Origin of the sequence: Nocardia sp. NPDC004568 (assembly GCF_040609955.1) — a bacterium.
Taxonomy (GTDB): Bacteria; Actinomycetota; Actinomycetes; order Mycobacteriales; family Mycobacteriaceae; genus Nocardia.
This window is the reverse complement of sequence record NZ_JBEXLL010000001.1, coordinates 233,320-256,399: the sequence shown is the minus strand read 5'-3', so window position 1 is coordinate 256,399 and position 23,080 is coordinate 233,320. Positions and strand designations below refer to the sequence as shown.

The 23,080-nt window shown below is 69.6% G+C and carries 6 protein-coding genes; 2 read left to right on the top strand and 4 right to left on the bottom strand.

Annotation, left to right across the window (positions count from 1 at the left end; translation table 11 throughout):
* The 4 genes from ABZV91_RS00960 to ABZV91_RS00945 form a co-directional block, all read right to left on the bottom strand.
* Positions 1-18,201, bottom strand: a complete 18,201-nt coding sequence (locus ABZV91_RS00960) for an amino acid adenylation domain-containing protein (protein ID WP_355233589.1) — start codon at positions 18,199-18,201, stop codon at positions 1-3.
* A 982-nt stretch (positions 18,202-19,183) separates the two neighbouring features.
* Entirely contained in the window at positions 19,184-19,510 is a 327-nt protein-coding gene (locus tag ABZV91_RS00955; RefSeq protein ID WP_355233587.1) for a hypothetical protein, read from the bottom strand.
* Positions 19,503-19,802 (bottom strand): hypothetical protein, encoded by a 300-nt coding sequence (locus ABZV91_RS00950; protein ID WP_157181729.1) that lies wholly within the window; start codon positions 19,800-19,802, stop codon positions 19,503-19,505. Before ABZV91_RS00950 ends, ABZV91_RS00955 begins: the two co-directional genes overlap by 8 nt.
* An 84-nt stretch (positions 19,803-19,886) precedes the next feature.
* Positions 19,887-20,237 carry a hypothetical protein gene (locus ABZV91_RS00945; protein WP_355233585.1) on the bottom strand — a complete coding sequence of 117 codons (351 nt, stop codon included), beginning with the start codon at positions 20,235-20,237 and terminating at the stop codon, positions 19,887-19,889.
* Between the two features lie 147 nt (positions 20,238-20,384).
* Here ABZV91_RS00945 and ABZV91_RS00940 point away from each other — a divergent pair, with 147 nt between their 5' ends.
* Together ABZV91_RS00940 and katG are read left to right on the top strand one after the other, a co-directional pair.
* Positions 20,385-20,819 carry a Fur family transcriptional regulator gene (locus ABZV91_RS00940; RefSeq protein WP_355233583.1) on the top strand — a complete coding sequence of 145 codons (435 nt, stop codon included), beginning with the start codon at positions 20,385-20,387 and terminating at the stop codon, positions 20,817-20,819.
* A 25-nt stretch (positions 20,820-20,844) separates the two neighbouring features.
* The gene (katG, locus tag ABZV91_RS00935; protein WP_355233581.1) at positions 20,845-23,025 is read left to right on the top strand and encodes a catalase/peroxidase HPI; all 2,181 of its coding nucleotides are present in this window, start codon (positions 20,845-20,847) and stop codon (positions 23,023-23,025) included.
* Positions 23,026-23,080: the final 55 nt, after the last annotated feature.

Here is a 23,080-nt window from a genome sequence, read left to right as displayed (position 1 = left end):
TCATCGACCGAGCCGTTCGTCGAGGATTCGGGCGATCTCCTCGACCGCCACCGGATCGGTCATGGCGAGGTGGGACGCGTCGATATCGATATTCGTTATGTGCCCGGTGACGACCGGCGCCCACCCCGCCCAGCCGGTGGCGTCGGGGCGGCGGTCCACCGCCGCAGTGAAGTACAGCAGGTCGCCGTCGAGTACCCGCGGCCGCCAGATACTCGCCGCCCGCATGGACTGGTTGTAGGCGTCGGTCATCCGCTGGATCATGTCGGCGTCGACCGGGAAGCCGGCACCGAGGTGACGTTTGATCAGGTCGGCGGCCTCCTGCGGGGTCGCGTCCTGGTCCACGAAATCGATGCCCAGGACCGGGCCGAGGTTGCTGATGAGTTCTCCGGCGGTGACCGTGACGACCTCCGCGGGATCGATAGTGGCGGCTTCGGCGTCGAGCAGCGCCAGGAGGGCGACCTGCTCCCCCGCCGCCCGCATCTCGACGGCGATCGCCTGCGCGATCTGGCCACCCAGCGACCAGCCGAGCAGATGGTAGGGCCCATGCGGCTGGACGGCCCGGATCTCGGCGAAGTACCGGCGCGCGGTGTCCTCGATCGTGGCCGGCCCGGGGACTTCGCCGGCGATCTGGGGTGCCTGGATGCCGTAGATGGGCCGGCCGGGTGCCAGGTGGTCGGCGAACGGGCGGTAGCTCCAGGCCAGACCCGAGGCGGGATGGATGCAGAACAGTGGCGGCAGGTCGCCGTCGGCCCGGATCGGCAGCAGCACGTCGAATCCGAAGGCGGTGGCCGGGTCGGGTGCGGTGTGGCCGGTGCGCATCCCGGTTTCGATGCGTTTGGCCAGGTCGGCCGGGCGGGGGTCGGACAGGATCCAGCTGACCGGAACGTCGTAGTCGAGTTCCTTCTTCAGTTCGCTGACCACCTGTACCGACCGCAGCGAGTTACCGCCGAGGGCGTAGAAATCGTCGTCGGCCCCGACACGTTCCACGCCGAGTACATGCCCGTAGGCGCGGACCACTTCGCTTTCCAGCCAGGACGCCGGCTCCCGGTATTCACCGACCGCGAACTCCGGTTCGGGCAGGCGCGCGCGGTCGAGCTTGCCCGAGGCCGTGAAGGGCACGGTGTCGAGCACCATCACGGTGCCGGGCACCATGTATCCAGGCAGTTCGGTGGCGGCGTGGGCGAGGACCTCGGCGGTGTCGAGGGTGGCGCCGGCGGTGGGGACGAGGTAGGCGACGAGTTGGTCCCCGGCCGCGGTGGTGTGCACCGCCACGATCGCGCGGGCGACGCTGTCGTGTTCGGCGAGTACTGCTTCGATCTCGCCGAGTTCGATCCGCAGGCCGCGCAGTTTCACCTGGAAGTCGGTGCGGCCGAGGTATTCCAGTTCACCGTTGGGCAGGCGCCGCGCCAGGTCACCGGTGCGGTAGAGCCGTTCGCCTGCGGTGAAGGGGTCGGCGACGAACCGTTCCGCGGTGAGTCCGGGACGGTCCTGGTAGCCGCGGGCGACCTGATCGCCGGCCAGGTACAGGTCGCCTGCCACTCCGGGGGGTGCGGGTTGCAGTCGGCTGTCCAGGATGTAGGCGCGGACGTTCCAGACCGGCGTGCCCATGGGGACGTTGCCGTGGTCGGCGTCGGTGACCAGGTGTTCGGTGGCGTGCAGGGTGAATTCGGTCGGCCCGTACAGGTTGTGCAGTTCGGTGTCGGGCATCACCCGCCGGGCGGCGGATACGACGTCCTGGCCGAATGCCTCACCGCCCACGAGCAGTGCCCGTAGTGAGGTCAGTGCCCGGGCGGGGACGGTGTCGGCGAAGGCCGCCAGCATGGACGGCACGAAGGAGGTGAGGGTGACGCGGTGGGCGGCGATGGTGTCGGCGAGGTAGGCGGGATCGGTGTGCCCGTAGGGTGCCGCGATGATCATGCGCGCGCCGACCACGAGGGTGGCGAACAGTTCCCACACCGAGACGTCGAAGGTGGCGGGTGTCTTCTGCAGAACCACGTCGTCCGGTGTCAGGGAGTGGGCCCCGTTGATCCAGTGCAGTTGGTTGAGTACCGCGCGGTGCGATACCGCGACCCCTTTGGGGCGTCCGGTGGAGCCGGAGGTGAACAGGACGTAGGCGATGTTCTCCGGCCGTAGTGGTGCGCGGCGTTCCCGGTCGGTGACGGGTCCGTCGTCGAAACCGGAGAAATCGAGGTCGTCGAGGGTGGACAGGACGACGACGGGGTCGGCGGTGGTGAGCATGTAGTCGATGCGTTCGGCCGGGTGGTCCGGGTCGATCGGGACGTATCCCCCGCCCGCGGCGTGGACCGCGTACATCGCGGTGACCTGGTCCAGCGAGCGCGGCATCCGCAGCGCTACCAGGGTTTCGGGACCGACGCCGCGGGTGATCAGCAGCCGGGCGAGGCGGTTGACGCGGGCCGCGAACTGCCCGTAGGTGAGTGTCAGGTCGTCCGCCGTGGTCACCGCGGGCAGGTCGGCGTGTCTGCGTGCCGAGGCGGTGAACACGGAGGCGAGTGTTTCGTTCTGGGCGAGGTGGTAGGCGGTGGTGTTGCACCAGATCAGTTCGGCGTCGCGTTCGGTCGGGTCGAGCAGGTCGACGTCGTGGACGGGCCGGGTGGGGTCGGTGGCCATCGCGTCGAGCATGCGCAGCAGGCGGTCGACGAGGCCGGCGGCGGTCGCTTTGTCGAACAGGTCGGTGGCGTAGGTGATGCCGCCGCTGATTCCGGTCGGTGCGCCGTCGTCGTCGTAGGTGTCGGAGACGGTGACCTGCAGATCGAACAGGGAGGTTCCGGTGTCGGCTTCGACGGCCGAGACCGACAGTCCCGGTAGTTCGAAGTCGGTGGTGGTGAGATTCTGGAAGGCCAGCATCACCTGGAACAGCGGGTGGTGGGCGGGGGTGCGTACCGGGTTGAGTTCCTGGACGAGTCGTTCGAAGGGAACGTCGGCGTGCCCGAATGCGGTGAGGTCGGTGCCGCGGACGTGTTCGAGTAGTTCGGTGAACGACATGCCCGAGGTGAGCCGGGTGCGCAGGACGAGGGTGTTGACGAACATGCCGACGAGGTCGTCGAGTTCGGGTTCGCCGCGGCCCGCGTACGGGGTGCCGATCGCGATGTCGCCGGTGTTCGCGAGCCGGCCCAGGGTGGCGGCCAGGGCGGCGTGGAAGACCATGAACAGGGTGGTGTTGTGGGCTCGGGCGACCCGTTCGAGTTTCGTGTGGAGTTCGGCGTCGATATCGATCGGCATGCTGGCGCCCGCGTAGGTCGGTGCGGGTGGGCGCGGCCGGTCGGTGGGCAGTTCCAGCAGGGCGGGCAGGTCGGCGAGCTGCTCGGTCCAGTAGTCGATCTGGGCGCGCAGCAGCGACTCGCTGTCGTGTTCGGTGCCGAGCACCGTGTGCTGCCATATCGCGTAGTCGGCGTACTGCACCGACAGTGGCGGCCAGGCGGGGGGTTCGTGGTGCAGCCGGGCCGAGTAGGCGGCCATCATGTCGCGGGCGAGCGGGCCCAGCGACGAGCCGTCGCCGGAGATGTGGTGCAGGACCACGGCCAGGATCCACTCGTCGTGGTCGAGTTCGTAGAGCCGCACCCGGAACGGTACTTCGGTGGTGAGGTCGAATACCGCGGAGACGAAGGTGGAGAGCCGGTCCACCAGTTCGGATCGGTCGACGGGGGCGACGGCCATGGGTGGTACGGCGTCGGTGGCGGGCAGGACGACCTGCGCGGGTTCGCCGTCGTGGTGGGGGTAGACGGTGCGCAGCACTTCGTGCCGGGTCATGACGTCGTCGACGGCGGCGTGCAGGGCGTCGACGTCGAGTCGGCCGGTGAGCCGGATGACGATCGGGATGCTGTAGGCGGCGGAATCGGGTTCGAACCGGTTGAGGAACCACATCCGCTGCTGGGCGTAGGACAGCGGGATGTGATCGGGGCGGGGTTGCGGGGTCAGCGCGATACGGCCGGTGTCGGCGTGCGATTCGGCCCGTGCGGCGAGCTTCGCGACGGTGGGGGCTTCGAAGATCATCGCGACGGGTACCGACGCGTCGAGCGCGGCACCGATGCGGGCGGCGACGCGGGTGGCGATCAGGCTGTTGCCGCCCAGTTCGAAGAAGTCGTCGTCGGCGCCGACAGGTCCGTCGGTGCCGAGCACTTCCGCGTACACTCCGGCCACGATCTCCTCGACCGGTGAGGACGGTGCCCGGAACTGCCTGGCCTGCAGGACCGGCGCCGGGAGGGCCTTGCGGTCGAGTTTGCCGTTCGGTGACAGCGGTATCGCGTCGAGCACCATCACCGCGGCGGGCACCATGTAGGACGGCAGCGCGGCGGCGGTGGCGGTGACGAGTTCTTCGCTGGAGACGGCGGCGCCGGGCGCCGGCACGACATACGACACCAGCAGTACGGGTCCCGTGCCTTCGCGGCGGGGTACGGTCACGGCGAAGGAGATGTCGTCGCGGGCGCTGAGGACGGCGTCGATTTCGCCGAGTTCCACCCGGAAGCCGCGGACTTTGATCTGGAAGTCGTTGCGGCCGACGAATTCGAGGTCGTGGTCGGCGTTCCAGCGCACGACGTCGCCGGTGCGGTACATGCGTTGCCCGGGTTCGCCGTAGGGGCAGGCGACGAACCGGGCGGCACTGGTGGCGGTTCTGTTCAGGTAGCCGCGGGCCAGTCCGGGCCCGGCCAGGTACAGCTCGGCGGGCACTCCGACGGGTACCGGTCGCAGCCGGGAGTCCAGGACGAGGGCGCGCATACCGGCGCGGGGGGCGCCGATGCGGATCCGCTCGCCGGGGAGCATATGGGGGGCGGCGGTGGCCACGACCGAGGTTTCGGTCGGTCCGTAGAGGACCCGGAATTCGCGGGTGCCGGCGCGGTCGGTGCCGGCCCACCGGTTCACCAGGTCCGGGGGTACTTCCTCGCCGCCGGACATGACGACCTGCAGGTCGTCGAGTCCGGCGGGGTCGACGGAGGCGAGCGCGACGGGTGTCACGAAGGCGTGGGTGATGTGGTGGGTGCGCAGCAGGTCGGTGAGTTCGCTGCCGCCGTACATTCCGGCCGGGGCCAGGACGAGGGTGGAGGCGCCGCCGGTGGCGAGCATGATCTCCAGCAGGGAGGCGTCGAAGGACGGGGAGGCGAAGTGGAGTATGCGGGAGGTGCGGTCGGTGCGGTGCGCGGCGTGCTGGGCGGCGAGGAAGTCGGCGATGGCGCGGTGCTCGACGGCGACGCCCTTGGGTACGCCGGTGGAGCCGGAGGTGAAGACGATGTAGGCGGTGTTCGTGGCCCGCAGGGGCGCCCGCCGGTCGTCGTCGGTGATCGGATCGTCGGGCAGGGCCTCGATTCCCGCGGCGACGGTGTCGTCGTCGAGGACGAGCCAGTTCACGGAGTCGGGTAGTTCGGGTCGCGCCGTGGCGACCGTGACGCCGAGTGCGGCGGCGGAGTCGGACACCATGTGCCCGATGCGGCTCGCCGGGTAGCGGGGGTCCACCGGCACATAGGTGCCGCCGGATTTCACGACCGCCCACCACGCGATCACCGATTCCACGGATCGGGTGGCGGCGACGAGGACCGGGTTGTCCGGGGTGGCGCCGTGCCGGACGAGTGCGCGTGCCAGCCGGTTCGATCGGCGGTCGAGTTCGGCGTAGGTGAGTGTGGTGTCGCCGGCGATCAGGGCGAGACCGTCACCGTTGTCGCGGACGGCGGTGGCGAACGCGTCCGGCAGCAGGGCGGGTGCGCCTTCCAGGCGGGGGCCGACGCGGGAGACGAGGGCGGTGTGCTCGTCGGTGTCGAGCCAGTCCAGGTCGCCGACCGGTGTGGCCGGGTCGGCGGCGACGGCGTCCAGGATCCGGAGCAGTCGCTGGGCGAATCCGCTGACCGTGGATTCGTCGAACAGGTCGCGGGCGAACATCAGCATGCCGGAGATCCCCTGCGGCGCGCTGCCTCTGCCGTAGTTGTCGGAGACGACGAGTTGCAGGTCGAACTGGCACATGCCGGTGTCGACATCGGCGCGGGATACGGTGACGTCGGGCAGGACCACGTCGACCGAGGACAGGTTCTGGAACGCCAAGGCGATCTGGAACAGCGGGTGCCGGTCGGCGGAGCGTTCCGGTTTCAGTTCTTCCACGACCCGTTCGAACGGTACGTCGGCGTGTTCGAAGGCCTGCAGGTCGGTTTCTTTCGTGCGGGCCAGCAGGTCGGTGAAGGGTTCGCCGGGGTGGATCGGGGTGCGCAGGACGAGGGTGTTGACGAACATGCCGACGAGGTCGTCGAGTCCGGGTTCGCCGCGGCCGGCGACGGGTGTGCCGATGACCACGTCGTCGCTGCTGCTCAGGCGGCTCAGGACGGTCGCGAGCGCGGCGTGCAGGACCATGAACAGGGATGTTCCGTGGGCGCGGGCCAGTTCGGTGAGTTTGCTGTGCAGGTCGGCGCCGATGTCGAGCGGGACGCGGCCGCCGGCGAGGGATGCGACGGCCGGGCGGGGCCGGTCGGCGGGTAGGTCGATCCGGTCGGGTGCGCCGGCCAGGGTGGTGCGCCAGTATTCCAGTTGCGCCGACATGAGCGAGTCGGGGTCCTGCGCGGAACCCAGGGTCCGGCGTTGCCACAGGGCGAAGTCGGCGTACTGCACCGGTAGGGGTTCCCACAGCGGCGCGTGCCCGGCGGTGCGGGCGGCGTAGGCGCGCATGACGTCGCGGGCCAGGGGGCCCATGGACTGGCCGTCCCCGGCGATATGGTGCACCACCAGGACGAGCAGGTATTCCGTGGTGTGACCGTCGGTGTCGAGGGCGAACAGTTCGACGCGCATCGGCACCTGCACGGTGACGTCGAAGCCGCGGCGCATGAATTCGGCGACCGCGTCGGGGATCACGGACGGGTCGACGTGGACGGGGTCCAGGGTGATCTCGGGTTCGTCGAGGATCACCTGTTCGGGTTCGCCGGCGGTCTCGGGATAGATGGTGCGCAGCACTTCGTGGCGTGCGGCGACATCGCGCAGTGCGGTGGCGAGTGCGTCGGTGTCCAGGTCACCGGTCAGGCGCAGCATCACCGGGATGTTGTAGGCGGCGGAGTCGGGTTCGTAGCGGTTGAGGAACCACATCCGTTGCTGGGCCAGCGACAGCGGCACGGGGTCGGGGCGCATTCCGGCGGTGAGCGGTATCCGGTCGCCGCCGGTGAGGGTTTCGGCGTGGGCGGCGAGTCCGGCGACGGTGGGTGTTTCGAACATCGACCGCACCGGGACTCGCACGTTCAGGGCGGCCCCGACGCGGGCCACCACCAGTGAGGCGCTGAGCGAGTCGCCGCCGAGTTCGAAGAAGTTGTCGTCGGCGCCGACGCGGGCGACGCCGAGTACGTGGTGGAAGGCTTCGGCGACCACGTTTTCCACCGGCGTGGCCGGCGCCCGGTACTCGTGGGCGGCGAAAACGGGCTCCGGCAGCCGGGTGCGGTCGAGTTTGCCGTTGGCGGTGAGCGGGAGTTCGTCGAGGACGAGGACCGCGGCGGGCGCCATATAGGCGGGCAGGGCTTCGGTGAGGGCGGCGGTCAGGTCGTCGCCGAACACGGTGTGGCCGGCGGCGGGCACCACATAGGACACCAGCAGCGCCGGCCGGCCCTCGGTGCTGCGGGGCACGGTCACCGCGAACGCCACGTCGGGGCGGGCGCCGAGTACGGCGTCGATCTCCCCGAGTTCGACCCGGTTGCCGCGGATCTTGACCTGGAAGTCGTTGCGTCCCACGAATTGCAGGTCGTCGGTGTCGGTGCGGCGCACGATATCGCCGGTGCGGTACATGCGGTGGCCGGGTTCGCCGAACGGGCAGGCCACGAAACGGGCGGCGCTGAGTCCGGCGCGGCCGATGTAGGCGTCGGCCAGGCCGTGCCCGAACAGGTACAGTTCGCCCGCGACTCCGGCCGGGACCGGCCGCAGCCAGGTGTCGAGGACCGTGGCCGATACCGGTCCGACCGGTCCGCCGATGGTGATCGGTTCGCCGGGGGTGAGGGCGGCGTTCGCGGTGGCCCAGATGGTGGTTTCGCTGGGACCGTAGAGGTTGACCATGGCGCGGTCGGGTGCCCAGCGCTCGACCAGTTCGGGGCCGACGGGTTCGCCGGCGCTGGAGAGGACCCGGAGTTCGCCGAGGCCCTCGTGTGGGAGGGTCGCCAGCGCCGAGGGGGTCAGCAGGGCGTGGGTGATGTGTTCGCGCCGGATGAGGGCGGCCAGTTCAGGACCGCCGTACACGTCCGGTGGCGCGATGACCAGCCGGCCGCCGGAGCCGTGTGCCATCAGCAGTTCGAACACGGAGGCGTCGAAGTTGGGTGAGGCGACCTGCAGGACGGTCGCGGCGGGGCCGACGCCGAGGATGCGGCGTTGGGCCGCCACCACATCGGGGAGAGCACGGTGGGCCACCAGGACGCCCTTGGGGGTTCCGGTGGACCCGGAGGTGTAGATGACGTACGCCGGATGCGCCGGGTGGATCGGTCCGCCGCGGTCGGCGTCGGTGACGGGCGCGGACAGTGCCGGGTCGCTGCTGTCGACGTCCGGTTCGGTGTCCACGATCAGCCAGTCGACGTGGTCGGGGAGGCGCGGCCGGGAAGCGGCGTCGGTGATTCCGAGGGTGGCCCCGGAGTCCGCCAGCAGGAATTCGATGCGGTCGGCGGGCAGGTTCGGGTCCATCGGCAGGAACGCGGCGCCCGCTTTCGTGGCGGCCCAGACGGTGACGACGGCGTCGAGCGACCGGGGCAGCGCGGCGGCGACCAGGGTGCCCGGGCGGCCGCCGCGGCGCAGCAGCAGCCGGGCGAGGCGGTTCGCGCGGGCGTCGAGCTGCCGGTAGGTGAGGGTGGCCGGGCCGGAGAGGGCGGCGGTGGCGTCGGGGTCGGCGGCCACGGTGGCGGCGAACAGGTCGCCCAGGGTGGCCGCAGCCGGGTGGCGGGTGTGGGGCGCGGGCAGGATCGGGTTCTGCCGGTGCTGTGGGGCGAGGGCGCCGAGCCGGGTGTCCGGGTCGTGGGCGATGCGGTGCAGCAGTTCGACGAAGCGGTCGAGGATGCTGTGGGCTTGCGCGGTGTCGAAGGCGTGGTCGAGGAACCGCAGGGTGATGTGCAGGCCCTGCCCGGTCTCGTGCTCGGCCTGGCTCGGTGCGACGACCAGGCTCAACGGGTACGGGGTGGCGTCGACGCCGGTGATCTCGTCCACCCGCAGGCCCGCGGATTCGACGAGTTGCTGCAGGGCCGGGCGGTCCACGGGGAAGGATTGGAAAGCGACCGCGGTGTCGAACAGTTCGGTTGTTCCGGCGCTGCGGTGGATATCGGGGAGTCCGACATAGTGGTGGTCGAGCATGCGGGCGTGCTGTGCCTGCAGATGGGTGAGCACGTCGCGTAGCGAGGTCGCCGGGTCGAGCCGGACCCGGACGGGGACCGTGTTGAGGAACATGCCGAGTGTCTGATCGACACGCGAGAGTTCGGGCGGGCGTCCGGAGACCGCGGACCCGAAGATCACGTCGGTTTCGCCGGTGAGGGTGCGTAGGTTCAGCGCCCACGCGGCGGCGACGGCGGTGTTGACGGTGACGGCGGCGTCGGCGGCCACGGCGCGCAGGCCAGCGAGGTGGTCGGCCGGCAGGTCGGCGGTGACCTCGGCGGCTGTGGTGCCGGCCGGTGCGGTGCCGCGGGTGACGCGGGTGGGTGAGTCCACGTCCGCGTAGGCCTGCGCCCAGGCGGCCTTGGACGCGGTGAGGTCCTGGCGGGTGAGCCAGGTCAGGTAGTCGCGGTAGGAGGGGGCGGCGCCGGCGGCGCCGATGTGTTCGGGGGCGCCGTAGTAGTCGAGTAGTTCGCGCAGCAGCAGGGGCATCGACCAGCCGTCCAGGATCACATGGTGGTTGGTGATCAGCAGCCGGGCGGCTCCGGATTCGGCGCGGATGAGGGTGAAGCGGATCAGCGGCGGCGCCGACAGGTCGAAACCGGCGGCCGCGTCGGCGGTGGCGATGCGGTTCCATTCGGCGGTGAGGTCGTGGCCGCGGACCGCGAGGTCCACCTCCTGGAACCGGACCTCGGCGTGGTCGAGCACGATCTGACACGGTCCGGCGGCGGTTTCCGCGAACGCGGCGCGCAGGATGTCGTGCCGGTCGACGACCGCTTGCGCGGCGCGGCGCAGGCGCCGGCTGTCGACGCTGCCGGTGAAGCCGATCACTGTCTGCACGGTGTAGTTGTCCGCGGCGTCGGGGTCGAAGGTGGAATGGAAGTGGATCCCTGATTGCATAGGCGACAGCGGCCATACATCGGCCAGGGTGTCGTATCGCTGTTCCAGTTGTTCGATATCGGGTGGGGTGAGCGTGACGAGCGGGAAGTCGGCCGGCCGGTAGGGGCGGTCCTCGATGCGGTGCGCGCCGCGGGGCAGGTCCTCGGTGGTCGCGGCATCGGATTCACGGCGGGCCATCGCGGCGAGGGCAGCGACGGTTTTACCCTCGAACACCTCGCGCGGGGTGAGGGTCAGCCCGGCCGAGCGGGCCAGCGCCACCAGGCGCATCGAGACGATGCTGTCGCCGCCGAGGGTGAAGAAGTTGCTGTCGGCGGAGACGGTGTCGAGGTGCAGGACCTCGGTGAACAGTTGCGCCACGACCTGTTCGGCCGGGGTGGACGGCGGCCGGCCGGCCGCGGCGTCGGTGTGGAAGGTGTGTTCGCGCAACGCGCTGCGGTCGATCTTGCCGACCGGGGTCAGCGGCATCGCGTCGAGTTCGACGATGGCGGCGGGATTCATGTAGTGGGCGAGCGAACCGGCCAGGTCGTCGTGCAGTGCCGCTACATCCAGGGTCGTTCCGGTGGCCGGTACGACATAGGACACCAGGACCGGTTCTCCGGCGGGCCCGTCCTGGGCGACGGTGGCCACCTGCGCCACGGCCGGGTGCCGGGCCAGGTGGGCGTCGATCTCGCCCGGTTCGATTCGCAGGCCGTGAATTTTGACCTGCTGGTCGCCGCGGCCCAGGTATTCCAGTTCCGGGCCGGTACGGCCGCGCACCCAGCGCACCGAGTCGCCGGTGCGGTACAGGCGGTCGCCGTGGGGTGAGTATGGGTCGGCGACGAACCGGGCGGCGGTGGTGGCCGGGCGGTCGTAGTAGCCGCGGGCCAGGCCGGGCCCGCCGAGATACAGTTCCCCGGTGACTCCGGGCGGTACCGGTCGCAGCCACATGTCGAGCACTGCGGCGGTCACGCCGCGGATGGGGCCGCCGATGGTGACCGGTTCGCCGGGGCGCAGCGCATCGGATCCGGTCGCCCAGATGGTGGCTTCGGTGGGCCCGTAGTGGTTCATGAGCCGGCGTCCGGGTGCCCACTGGTCCACCAGGTCGGATCCGGTGGCCTCGCCGACGACCGCGACCGTGTCCAGGGCGGGCAGCCCGGCGGGATCCATGGTGCCCAGGACCGACGGGGTGATGATGGCGTGAGTGACTCGCTGGGCCCGCAGCAGTTCCTCGAGATCGCTGCCGCCGTACACCTCCGGCGGCGCCACCAGCAGGCAGGCGCCGCTGCTGTGGGCCAGCAGGAGTTCGGAGACGCAGGCGTCGAAACCCGGTGAGGCGACCTGCAACACCACCGACTCGGTGGTCGCGGCGAACGCTTCGGCTTGTGCGGCGACCACATCGGCCAGGCCGTGGTGGTCGATGTGCACCGCTTTCGGTTTACCGGTCGACCCGGAGGTGTAGATCAAGTAGGCGGCGTTGCCGGGATGCGGGTGGGCGGGGGTGACCGGTTCGGTGCCGGGATCGAGAGGCTCGGTGATGTCGGCGATCAACCAGTCCGGTGTGGTCGGCAGATGCGCCGGCATCGGGTGGGCGGTGACGCCGAGCGTGCTTCCCGAATCGGCCAGCAGTTCCGCGAGACGTTCGGGCGGGTTGGCGGGATCGAGGGGCACGAACGCCGCACCGGTGCGGGCCACCGCCCAGATCGCGACGACCAGTTCGGCCGAGCGTGGGAGGGCCAGCGCCACGAAGGTTTCGGGGGCGGCCCCGCGTTCGATGAGCCGGCGGGCCAGGGCGTCGGCGTGCCGCTCCAGTTCCCGGTAGGTCAGGGTGGTGTCACCGGACCGGACGGCGGGCGCGTCGGGGTGGCGGCGCGCGGTGGCCGACAGGATATCGGCCAGGGTGCGTTCGCCGGCCGGGGGCGCGCCGCGTACCGAGAACAGTTGCGCGCGTTCCGGCTCGCAGGTCGCGGATACGGCGGCGACCGGGCGGCTCGGGTCGGTGACGAGCTGGGTCAAGAGCAGTTCGAACCGTTCGAGCAGGTCGCGGGCGGTCTCGGTGTCGAAGCGGTCGGTGGCGAAACGCAGTGTCACCGTGTAGGTGCTGTTCTCCTCGGTATCGGAGGCATCCCGCGACGGCGGCGCCACCTGCAGGCTCAGCGGATACGGGGTGGCGTCCTGGGCGTCGATATCGACGAGCCGCAGCCCGGCGGCACCGAGATCCCGGGAGAGTCCTTCGCGGTCCAGCGGATAGGACTCCAGCACCGTTACCGTGTCGAACATATCGGCGATACCGGTGGCGCGTTGGAGTTCGGCCAGCCCGAGGTGCCGGTGTTCCAGCATCGAGGCCTGTTCGGATTGGACGCGGGTGAGCAGGTCGGCGACGGTCTCGTGCGGGTCGGTGCGGACCCGCACCGGCAGCGTGTTGATGAACAGTCCCACCATGTACTCGACGCCCTGGATATGCGGCGGACGATCCGAGACCGTGTTGCCGAACACCACGTCCGATCGGCCGGTGAGGGTGGTGAGCAGCAAAGCCCACGCGACCTGGATGGCGGTGTTGGCGGTGACCCCGTGGGTGCGGCCGAGGTCCAGTACCGCGGCGGTGGTCGCGGCGTCGAGCGGGCGGCCGGTTTCGCCGCTGGGCGCGGTGACCGCGGGGTCGGGGCGCCCGGTGACCCGTGTCGGGCTCTCGATACCGGTGAGCATCCGCTGCCATGCCTCGGTGGCCGCGTCGCGGTCCTGGCCGTGCAGCCACTGCAGGTAGTCGCGGTAGGAGCGGGGCGGGGCGAGTGCGGTCGTCTCGTCACCGGAGGCGTACAGCGCGAGCAGTTCGTGGATCAGCAGCGGCATCGACCAGCCGTCGAGCACGAGGTGATGGTTGGTGACCAGCAGCCGGTATTCGTCGGTGCCGGTGCGCACGAGATGGAACCGCAGCAGCGGTGGACGCGCCGGGTCGAACGGCGCCGTGGCCGCGTCCGCGAGCTCTCGGAAGGCGTGGTCGCGTGCCTCACCGCCGGGGAGGTCGGTGAGATCGGAGTACTGCCAGTCGGCCCGGGTGTCGCCGAGTACGAGCTGGCGGGGTCCGCCGGAACTTTCGACGAACGCGGTACGCAGGCTGTCGTGCCGGTCGACGAGCGCCTGGGCGGCCCGCCGCATCCGGTCCGCGTCGACGTCCCCGGCGACGGTGAGCGCCGCCTGCACCGTGTAACCGTCGGTGGTGTCGCGGTCGTAGACGGCATGGAACAGCAACCCGGCCTGCAGGGCGGTCAACGGCCACACATCGGTCAGTGCCGGGTAGTCGCGCAGCCAGTGGTCGATATCGTCCTGGGTCACGGTGACCAGCGGGAAATCCGAGGGAGTGAAACCGCCGGCGGATTCGGAGCGGATATGGCCGGCCAGGGCGCGCAGTGCCCGCACCCACAGACCGGCGAGTTCGTCGACCTCCGCGGCGTCGAGCACCTGGGCGGCGAACTCCCAGGTCGCGTCCAGTTCCAGGCCGTCGGGTCCCGGTTCGGCGATCGCGTTGATATCGAGCAGCGCGGGCAACGCCATCCGGGGATCGCTCGTCGCGGTCAACGAGGTGAACTCACGGGTGGGTGTCCACGCCCCCGAGTGTTCGCGGACACCCACCCGCCCCAGATAGTTGAAGCTGATCTGAGGTTCCGGTGAGCTCCCCAGCTCGGTGCTGCCCTGCGGGTCGAGGCAGCGCAGCATGCCGTAGCCGATGCCGTTGTCCGGCACTGCCCGCAGTTGCTCTTTCACCTGCTCCACGGCGCGGCCCGCGGCCGCGCCACCGGCGAACGCCTCCTCGGGGTCGATATCGCGTAGTTCGAGCCGGATCGGGAACCGGGTGGTGAACCAGCCCACCGTGGCGCTGAGGTCGGCGCCCGGTACCGCCTGTTCCTCGCGGCCGTGCCCTTCCAGGGAGATCAGTTCCGCGCCGGCGGCCATCCCGCGCCGGCGCCGCCACTCACCCAGCGCCAGCGCCAGGGCCGCCAGCAGCGGGTCGTTGGCGTTGCCGTGATAGCGGGCCGGGACGGTGGTGAGGACCGCCTCGGTGATGTCGGCGGGGATCCGGATCCGGACTCGGCCCGCGGTCGCCACCACGTCGCGCTGCGGGTCCAGGCGGCGTGGCCCGAGCAGCCGGTCGCCCAGTTCGTGGATGCCGCGCCACAGACCGAGTTCGGCTGCGCGCCGGGCCGGGGCCTGTTCGATCAGGCCGTGCGCCCAGCGGCGCATCGAGGTGCTGGGCGCCGGGAACTGTGGTTCGCCGCCCTCGGCCACCTGTGCCCAGGCCTGCGCGAGATCGGTGAGCAGAATGCGCCAGGACACCGCGTCGACGGCGAGGTGATGGATCACCAGCCACAGCAGGTCGGGGCCGGTGGGGTCCTGCAACCGGACCGCCTGCAACAGGACTCCGTTGGCGGGGTCGAGCCGGTCGGCGGCCGCCTGCAGGTGGCTGTCGACCTCGGCGGCGTCGCGCCGGGTCAGGGTCACCGCTGTCAGTGCGGTGTCGGCGTCGACCGTCCCGCGGTCGAGGACGTCGACGAACCGGTCCACCGATTCGGCGCCGCGCAGTACGGCGCGCAGCATGTCGTGCCGGTCCAGCACGGCCTGCAGGGCGCGGACCAGGTCGGTGTGTTCGATGTGGTCCGGCAGCTGCACGAGGGTGGCCTGCGCGAACCGGTTGTAGTGGCCGCGGCCGAGCATGGCGTGCATGATCGGCGACAGCGGCATCGGGCCGACGCCGCCGCCGGGCAGTTCGGCCAGCCGCTGCGCGTCCGCGACGTCGGTCGCCACGGCGGCCAGCCCGGCGACGGTTTTGGCGTCGAACACATCCTGGGTGGAGAAGCTCAACCCGGCCGCTTTGGCGCGCGCCACCAGCTGGATCGACAGGATGCTGTCGCCGCCGAGCGCGAAGAAGCTGTCGTCGGCCCCGGCCTGCGCGACCCCGAGAACCTCGGCGAAGAGGCCGGCCATCAGGTGCTCCCGGGGGGTGGCCGGTGCCCGCCCGGCCGGAGCGGTCCCGAAATCGGGTTCGGGAAGCGCTTTGCGGTCCAGTTTGCCGAACGCGTTCACCGGCAGACTCTCCAGCGGCAGGATCACCGCGGGAACCATGTGCGGGGGCAGAGTTTCGCGGGCGTAACGCTGCAGTGCGACGGTGTCGATGCGGCGGCCGTGCACGGGAACGACATAGGTGGCGAGTACGGTCGCGTCGGCTTTGTTGCGCACCGGCACGGTGACCGACAGGTCCACGTCCGCGTGTCCGGTGAGCGCGGCGTCGATCTCACCGGGTTCGATCCGGTAGCCGCGGATCTTGACCTGGAAATCGCTGCGTCCCATCAGCTCCAGCGTCATCTCGTCGCCGGCACCGGACCAGCGCGCGAGGTCGCCGGTGCGGTACATGCGCTCCCCCGGCTCGCCGTAGGGGTCGGCGACGAAACGGGCCGCGGTTTCACCGAACCGGTGACTGTAGCCCCGCGCCAGACCCGGCCCGGCCAGATACAGTTCGCCCGCGGTGCCCTTGGGGACCGGTTGCAGGGTTCGGTCCAGCACCAGGGCGGCGACGCCGCGGATCGGGCCGCCGACGGTGAGATCACGATCGGGGTCGATGGGCGCTCCGGCGGCGGTGATGGTGGTCTCGGTGGGACCGTATTCGTTGTACATCGACCAGGAGCCGGTCCACCGTTCGATGACGTGTGGCGGGCACACGTCACCACCGACCACCACGACACGCAGCTCGGTGAGCGGTTCGGGGTCGACGGTCGCCAGCACGGCGGGCGTCAGCGTCAGGTGGGTGACGCGTTCTTCGGTGAGCAGCCGGGTCAGCGGTTCACCGCCGATCACGTCGGGCGGCACGATCACCAGGGTGGCGCCGCCGGCGAAGCAGGTGAGGAACTGTTCCTGTGAGGCGTCGAAACTGGGTGAGAGCGCATAGGACACGCGGGCGGTCGCGTCGATACCGTAGGTGTCGCTGCGGTCGGTGATGAGGTTCGCCAATCCGGTATGGGTGACCTGCACGCCTTTCGGTAGACCGGTGGATCCCGACGTGTAGGTGAGATAGGCGAGGTCGGCCGCCCGCAGTGGGCGGATCCGGTCGGCGTCGGTGACCGGATCGGTCGCGGCGGACTCGTATTCCCGCCGGGTGCCGGGATCGTCGAGTAGGACCCGGCGTACCTGCTGTGGCAGCCGTTCCCGGTGGTCGTCGACGGTGATCGCCACGGACGCGCCGCTGTCGGTGACCATGTGCTCGATGCGGGTGGGTGGATACTCCGGATCCACCTGCACGATCGCGGCGCCCGTCTTCGCGACCGCCCACGCCGCGACCACTGATTCCACCGAGCGTCGCAGCAGGATCGCCACCGCGGTCTCCGGTCCGGCCCCCAGTGCGATGAGGTGACGGGCCAGCTGGGTGGACCTGGTGTCGAGTTCGGTGTAGGTGACCGTACGGCCGGGCGCGGAGATCGCGGTGCCGCCACCGTGGCGGCGGGCGGTATCGGCGAGGATGTCGGGCAGCAGCCGGGTGCCGGTGCCGTGGGGTCCCCGCACGGGCAGCAGTGCGGCGCGCTCGCGGGCTTCGAGCAGCGGTAGCCCGGTGACCCGGTTCTCTGTTCCGCCGGCGATGAACTCGTGCAGGAACATGAGGAACCGCCGGTGGTGGCCGGTGAGTTCGGCGGCACTGTAGATGTTCGGGTTGCCCTGGAAATCGATATGGGTGCTGTCGCGGCCCGCGCCCGGATAGATGTTGACGAACAGGTCGGCGGTCGGGCCGGAGGTGAGGACGTGGAGCCGGCCGGTCGTCTCCCCCAGCACGATCTCGTTGTCGATCATCATGAGGTTCACGGCCGGACCGAACGAGGCCGCCTCGTCGCGGGCGATCCCCATATCGTGGAAGATGTCCTCCTGGCGGTAGCGCTGCCGGCGCAGCGCGCTGGTCAGTTCGCTCTGGGTGGCGTCGATCACTTCCCCGACGGTGCGGTCGGCGACCCGCACACGCAGCGGCACCACATTGGCGACCATGCCGCCGGAGCGGCGCAGTACCGCGGAATGCCTGCCCGATACCGGGAGGCTCAGCAGCACCTCGTCGCTTCCGGTCATCCGGGCCAGGTAGGCGGCGAAGGCCGCGACGACGATCGGGGTGACGCTGGTGCCGCGCTCGCTGACGACACGGTCGAGCAGACGCGCGGTGTCCTCCGGCAGTGAGGCGCTCACCAGTTCGGGGTGGATGGTGGGTTTGCTGACCCGTCCGGCGAGGCTGACCACCGGCGGGGCGCCCGCGAGATGTTCGGTCCAGTACTTGCGGTCGTTGTCGAACCGCTCCGAACCCCGGTAGGCGAAATCCTGTTCGATGATCTCGCCCAGGTATTTCGCGGTGGCCGGGGGCGCGTCCTCGCCGTGTACCCACGCGTTGTACAGCTCGGTGATGCGGTGCACCATCGTCACGGCGGCGAATCCGTCCAGCGCGATATGGTGCGCGCGTTGGTACCACAGGTAGTGGTTGTCGCCCACCTGGTACACGACGCATTTCATGAGGTAGTCGCCGAGCAGGTCCAGTGGCGCCGAATAGTCCTCGACCATGAGGCGATGCGCGGTCGCGACCGGGTCGGCACGGCGGCGCAGGTCCACCACCGAGGCCGGTGATCCGGTCTCGTCGACGTACTGGCACGGTTCGCCGTCGACCTCGATCAGATGGAGGTGCCCGGGACCGAATTCGCGGTCGGCGGCCTGACAGGCCTCCAACAGCAGTTCCGGTTGCAGCTCGCCGACGATCTCGACGTATTGGGCCACCGAGATCGGTGACGAACCCGCGAGATGCTGCGCGAACCAGATCCCTCGCTGGGCGGCCGACAGCCGGAGGACATCGCGGCGGGGCGGGCCGGTGAATGCGACGGCGTCCGGCCGCGCGTCCGAACCGTTACCTGACGCCGAGTGCCCTGTTGTGGTGGACGGGCCGGTCTCCGATGACTCCGACCGACCTGGGCCGCTGTCTATATTGCGCTTGGACTGGGTCACCTGTCCTCCATTTTCCCGGCATCGGGGGAAACCGGCCGATAAAGCCGGTCCACTACTCCTGAAATGCGCAGGGGATTACATTGGAACAACATTTATGTGGTCGAATCGAAATATTCGCCCGTCATCGATGGCAGGCGGCAGACCCGCAGGGCCCGCTTCGAATCCGAAAAGAAATAATCCGAGTCGATCTATACCCGGCGGTTATAAATACCCTCACGCAGTCGCCGATCGGCCGGATGGGCCGTGAAACCGCCGGAAGGCATCAGGTATTCCGCCGTTCTTCGGTGGACCGGGTGAGTGCGCAACCGCCATCCGGCGGGTCCGCCGCATACGGGGGCCGCACTGCGAGTGCACGCATCGTTACCTTCCCTGGGGCGGGATACACGCAGGTCACGGAAGTGGCTCGGAGTTGTGTCGGGGTCGCTGAGCAGGAAGCGAACATCGTCGGTATTCATAGGCTGCACCAAATCGCCTTCTGGCCGTGGCTTACCTTTACGCCTGTTGTCCCGGTGGATTCTCCACAACCCCGACAATCGGGAGAATCCTTTGTCGCGCCGATCTGCCCGCTATTCGGGCAATCGGACCGGCAGTCGCCGAAGGGCAATCTCGATAATCTCGACGACCAGCTTCGGAACGCCATAATATGCGAGGTCGAGCGAGCTCCGCAACGCCGTTTTCTGGAGCCTTTCCAGAGCCGGTCGACAGGGCATTATGAGCGGAATTCATACCGCGGTGTCCCGCGTCAGCGCGTGCGGGTCCGGAATCGGGCGACATCGCGCTCGGCCGGGGCTCACCGGACCGGAGCCTGGGGGCGCGTCCGGCTACCCGACCATGCCGGGGCCGGCCGTGTGGGCGTCACTGCCCGCGGCGGGCCGGAGGGGCGGGATCGACCGCGGGGCGGGGGAAGTGCGGACGAACGTCCGTGAGGACCGGGAGCAGGCGTGCGTGATCGCCGCGTCCCCGGCGGGTGCGGGTGGCGGGCTCAGGCGGTGGGCCGGAGGCTGGACAGCACCCGGATGGCGTCCGACAGCGGGATCATGCGCTCCGGCTGCTCGCTGGACAGGCCCAGTTCGATGTACTGGCGGATCAGCATCGAGGGAGTGAGGCAGTGCGCGGCGGCGACCTCGCGCAGGCGCTCGCGCATGTCCTGCGGGAGTTTGAGCGAGGTCGTGACCATCCCGCGTTCCACCTCGTCGGTGGTCGGCGGGAGCGGCGGCACCTGCGCGGTGTCGTTGAAGGTCAGCCCGTCGAGGAACTGTTCGGCTTCGGCGGCGCTGCGCGGGAAACCGGGGTCGTGTTCGTTATTCATCTCGGGTCGCCTCCCATGCGGTGAATTCGGCGAGCTGGCGGTCCCCCATGGGCGCTGCCATGAGGATCTGCCACCGGTCGGGGTGCGAACGCGGTCGAAGGACCACCACCAGTGGCCGCCCGTCCTCGGTACGGCCCCATACGGTGAGCACCGCCAGTCCCTGAGCGGTGGTCGCCGGACGCGACCACCGCCGCGGCGAGTACAGCACCTCCACCACTTCCCAGGCCGCGACCTCGAAGTGCCGAAGGAACGGTTCGCTGGATGCGTGCCATTCGTACTCCACGACTGACACGATAATACCTCGGTATTACCCCGGTGACGGCGCGATCTCCGCGGCCGGTGTCGCCCGGGGCTCCGGCGGGGGCCTCGGGCGCTGTCAGCGCCAGTGGGCGGCGTCCGGTATCCCGGTGCCGAAGATGTTGTAGAAGAACTGGCCGGGGAGGAGTTCGTTCATATCGTGCCAGGCGCCGGAAGGGTCGCGCTGGTAGTAGTCCGCGACCCCGGTCCCGTTGTCGTAGCACACGATTCCGGTGCTGCCGAACGGGCTCCAGTACACCGCGGCCCCCGGTCTCGGCGTCTCCAGCGGGGTCCGGAACAGATGGTCGCAGTGACTGATCTCGGGGTCGTAGTAGGTGGGTTGCGCGGCGGCTGTCGCTGCCGCTGCGGTGCAGCAGAGAGCGGCTGTACCGATTGCGGCGATAACCCTGCGGCGGACCGTGGCACGCATATATCCTCCGGGCGGATCGGCGTCGGCGGTGAGATGTGGGCATCGTATCCCCGGGTCGACCGGACGAACCCGGTTTCGCCGGGCGCGCTCAGATCTTGAATAGAACTAATACTTGATTCGTTCAAGAAAAACGGTAAGCTCCGAATCGTGACCACGACCGCGGAGTTCGAGAGCATGTTGCGCGAGGCCGCGCTCCGTGTGACCGCACCGCGTCTGGCGGTGCTGCGCGCGGTGCACGAGAGCCCGCACGCCGATACCGACTCGATCATCGGCCGGGTGCGTGCCTCCCTGGGCGCGGTGTCACATCAAGCCGTGTACGACGTGCTGCGCGCGCTCACGTCCGCCGGCCTGCTGCGCCGCATCCAGCCGACCGGTTCGGTGGCCCGGTACGAGACCCGGGTCGCCGACAACCATCACCATCTCGTGTGCCGGAGTTGCGGCGCGATCGCCGATGTCGACTGCGCCACCGGTGCCGCCCCGTGCCTGACCGCCGCCGACGACCACGGTTTCACCATCGAGGAAGCCGAGGTCATCTACTGGGGCCTGTGCCCCGACTGTTCCGTATCGCCCAGCCCGAAATGACCCCTGTTTCACCGGAAGGAACGCAGTGTCCGACAGCACCACAGGCCAGTGCCCGTTCGCGGCCAAACACCCGACCACGGGTGCCGGCAACCGTGACTGGTGGCCGAACCAGCTCAACCTGAAGATCCTGCGCAAGAACGCGCCCGCCTCGGATCCGATGGAGCCCGACTTCGATTACGCGACGGAGTTCGAGACCCTCGACCTGAACGAGGTCCGCCGCGATATCACCGAGATCCTGACCGACTCGCAGGACTGGTGGCCCGCCGACTTCGGTCACTACGGCCCGCTGATGGTCCGGATGGCCTGGCACAGCGCCGGCACCTACCGCACCATCGACGGCCGCGGCGGCGGTGGCGGCGGGATGCAGCGTTTCGCGCCGCTGAACAGCTGGCCCGACAACGGCAACCTGGACAAGGCCCGCCGGCTGCTGTGGCCGGTCAAGAAGAAGTACGGCAAGAAGCTGTCCTGGGCCGACCTCATGATCTTCGCCGGTAATGTCGCGCTGGAATCCATGGGATTCAAGACCTTCGGTTTCGCCGGCGGCCGCGCCGATCTGTGGGAGCCGGACGAGGACGTGTACTGGGGCCCGGAATCGGTCTGGCTCGAAGACGAGCGCTACACCGGTGACCGCGATCTGGAGAGCCCGCTGGGTGCGGTCCAGATGGGCCTGATCTACGTGAACCCCGAAGGCCCGAACGGTAACCCGGACCCGCTGGCCTCCGCGGTGGACATCAAGGAAACCTTCGGCCGGATGGCGATGGACCACGAAGAGACCGTCGCGCTGATCGCCGGCGGCCACACCTTCGGCAAGACCCACGGCGCCGGCGATGCCGCGCTGGTCGGTGCCGAACCCGAGGGCGGACTCATCGAGCAGCAGGGTCTGGGCTGGAAGAGCGCGCACGGCACCGGTAAGGCCGGCGACGCGATCACCAGCGGCCTGGAGGTCACCTGGACCACCAAACCGACCCAGTGGACCAACGAATTCTTCGAGATCCTGTTCGGTTACGAATGGGAGCTCACCAAGAGTCCGGCCGGCGCCAACCAGTGGGTCGCCAAGGACGCCGACGCGATCATCCCGGACGCGCATTCGGAGGCCCGCAAGAAGCCGACCATGCTGACCACCGATCTCGCCCTGCGCTTCGATCCGGAGTTCGAGGTCATCTCACGTCGCTTCCTGGAGAACCCGGATCAGTTCGCGGACGCCTTCGCCCGCGCCTGGTACAAGCTGACCCACCGCGATATGGGCCCGATCGAACGGTACCGGGGCGCGGAGGTGCCCTCCGAGGTGCTGATCTGGCAGGATCCCATCCCGGCCGTGGACTTCGAGGTGATCGACGAGGCCGATATCGCCGGGCTCAAGGAGCAGGTGCTGGCCGCGGGCCTGACCGTGCCGCAGCTGGTTTCCACGGCGTGGGCGTCGGCGTCGACATTCCGGTCCAGTGACAAGCGCGGCGGCGCCAACGGCGCCCGTATCCGGCTGGAACCGCAGAAGAGCTGGGATATCAACGAACCCGAGCAGCTGGCGACCGTGCTGAGCGCGCTGGAGAAGATCCAGGAATCGTTCAACGGCGCCCAGACCGGCGGCAAGAAGGTATCGCTGGCCGACCTGATCGTGATCGCCGGCGCCGCCGGTGTCGAGCAGGCCGCGAAGGCGGCGGGTGTGCAGGTGACCGTGCCGGTGACGCCCGGTCGCAACGACGCGCTGCAGGAGCAGACCGATATCGAGTCCTTCGGTGTGCTCGAACCGCGCGCCGACGGGTTCCGCAACTACATCGGCAAGGGGCACCGGCTGCCGTCGGAGCATCTGCTGATCGACCGCGCGAACCTGCTGAATCTGACCGCCCCGGAGATGACCGTGCTGGTCGGTGGCCTGCGGGTGCTGGGCGCGAACTACAAGCAGTCGCCGCAGGGTGTGTTCACCGAGAACGTCGGGGCGCTGACCAACGACTTCTTCGTGAACCTGCTCGATATGGGTATCGAGTGGAAGTCCACCGACGAATCCCAGGAGACCTTCGAGGCCCGCGATACCGCGACCGGCGAGGTCAAGTGGACCGGGACCCGCTACGACCTGGTGTTCGGCTCGAACTCCGAATTGCGCGCGGTGGCCGAGGTGTACGCGGCCGACGACGCGAAGGAGAAGTTCGCGCGCGACTTCGTCGCCGCCTGGACCAAGGTCATGAACGCGGATCGTTTCGATCTGGCCTGATCCGGCCGGTGTGAGCGGACTGCGGTAGCGGATCGCCCGGGAGTCTTCGGACTCC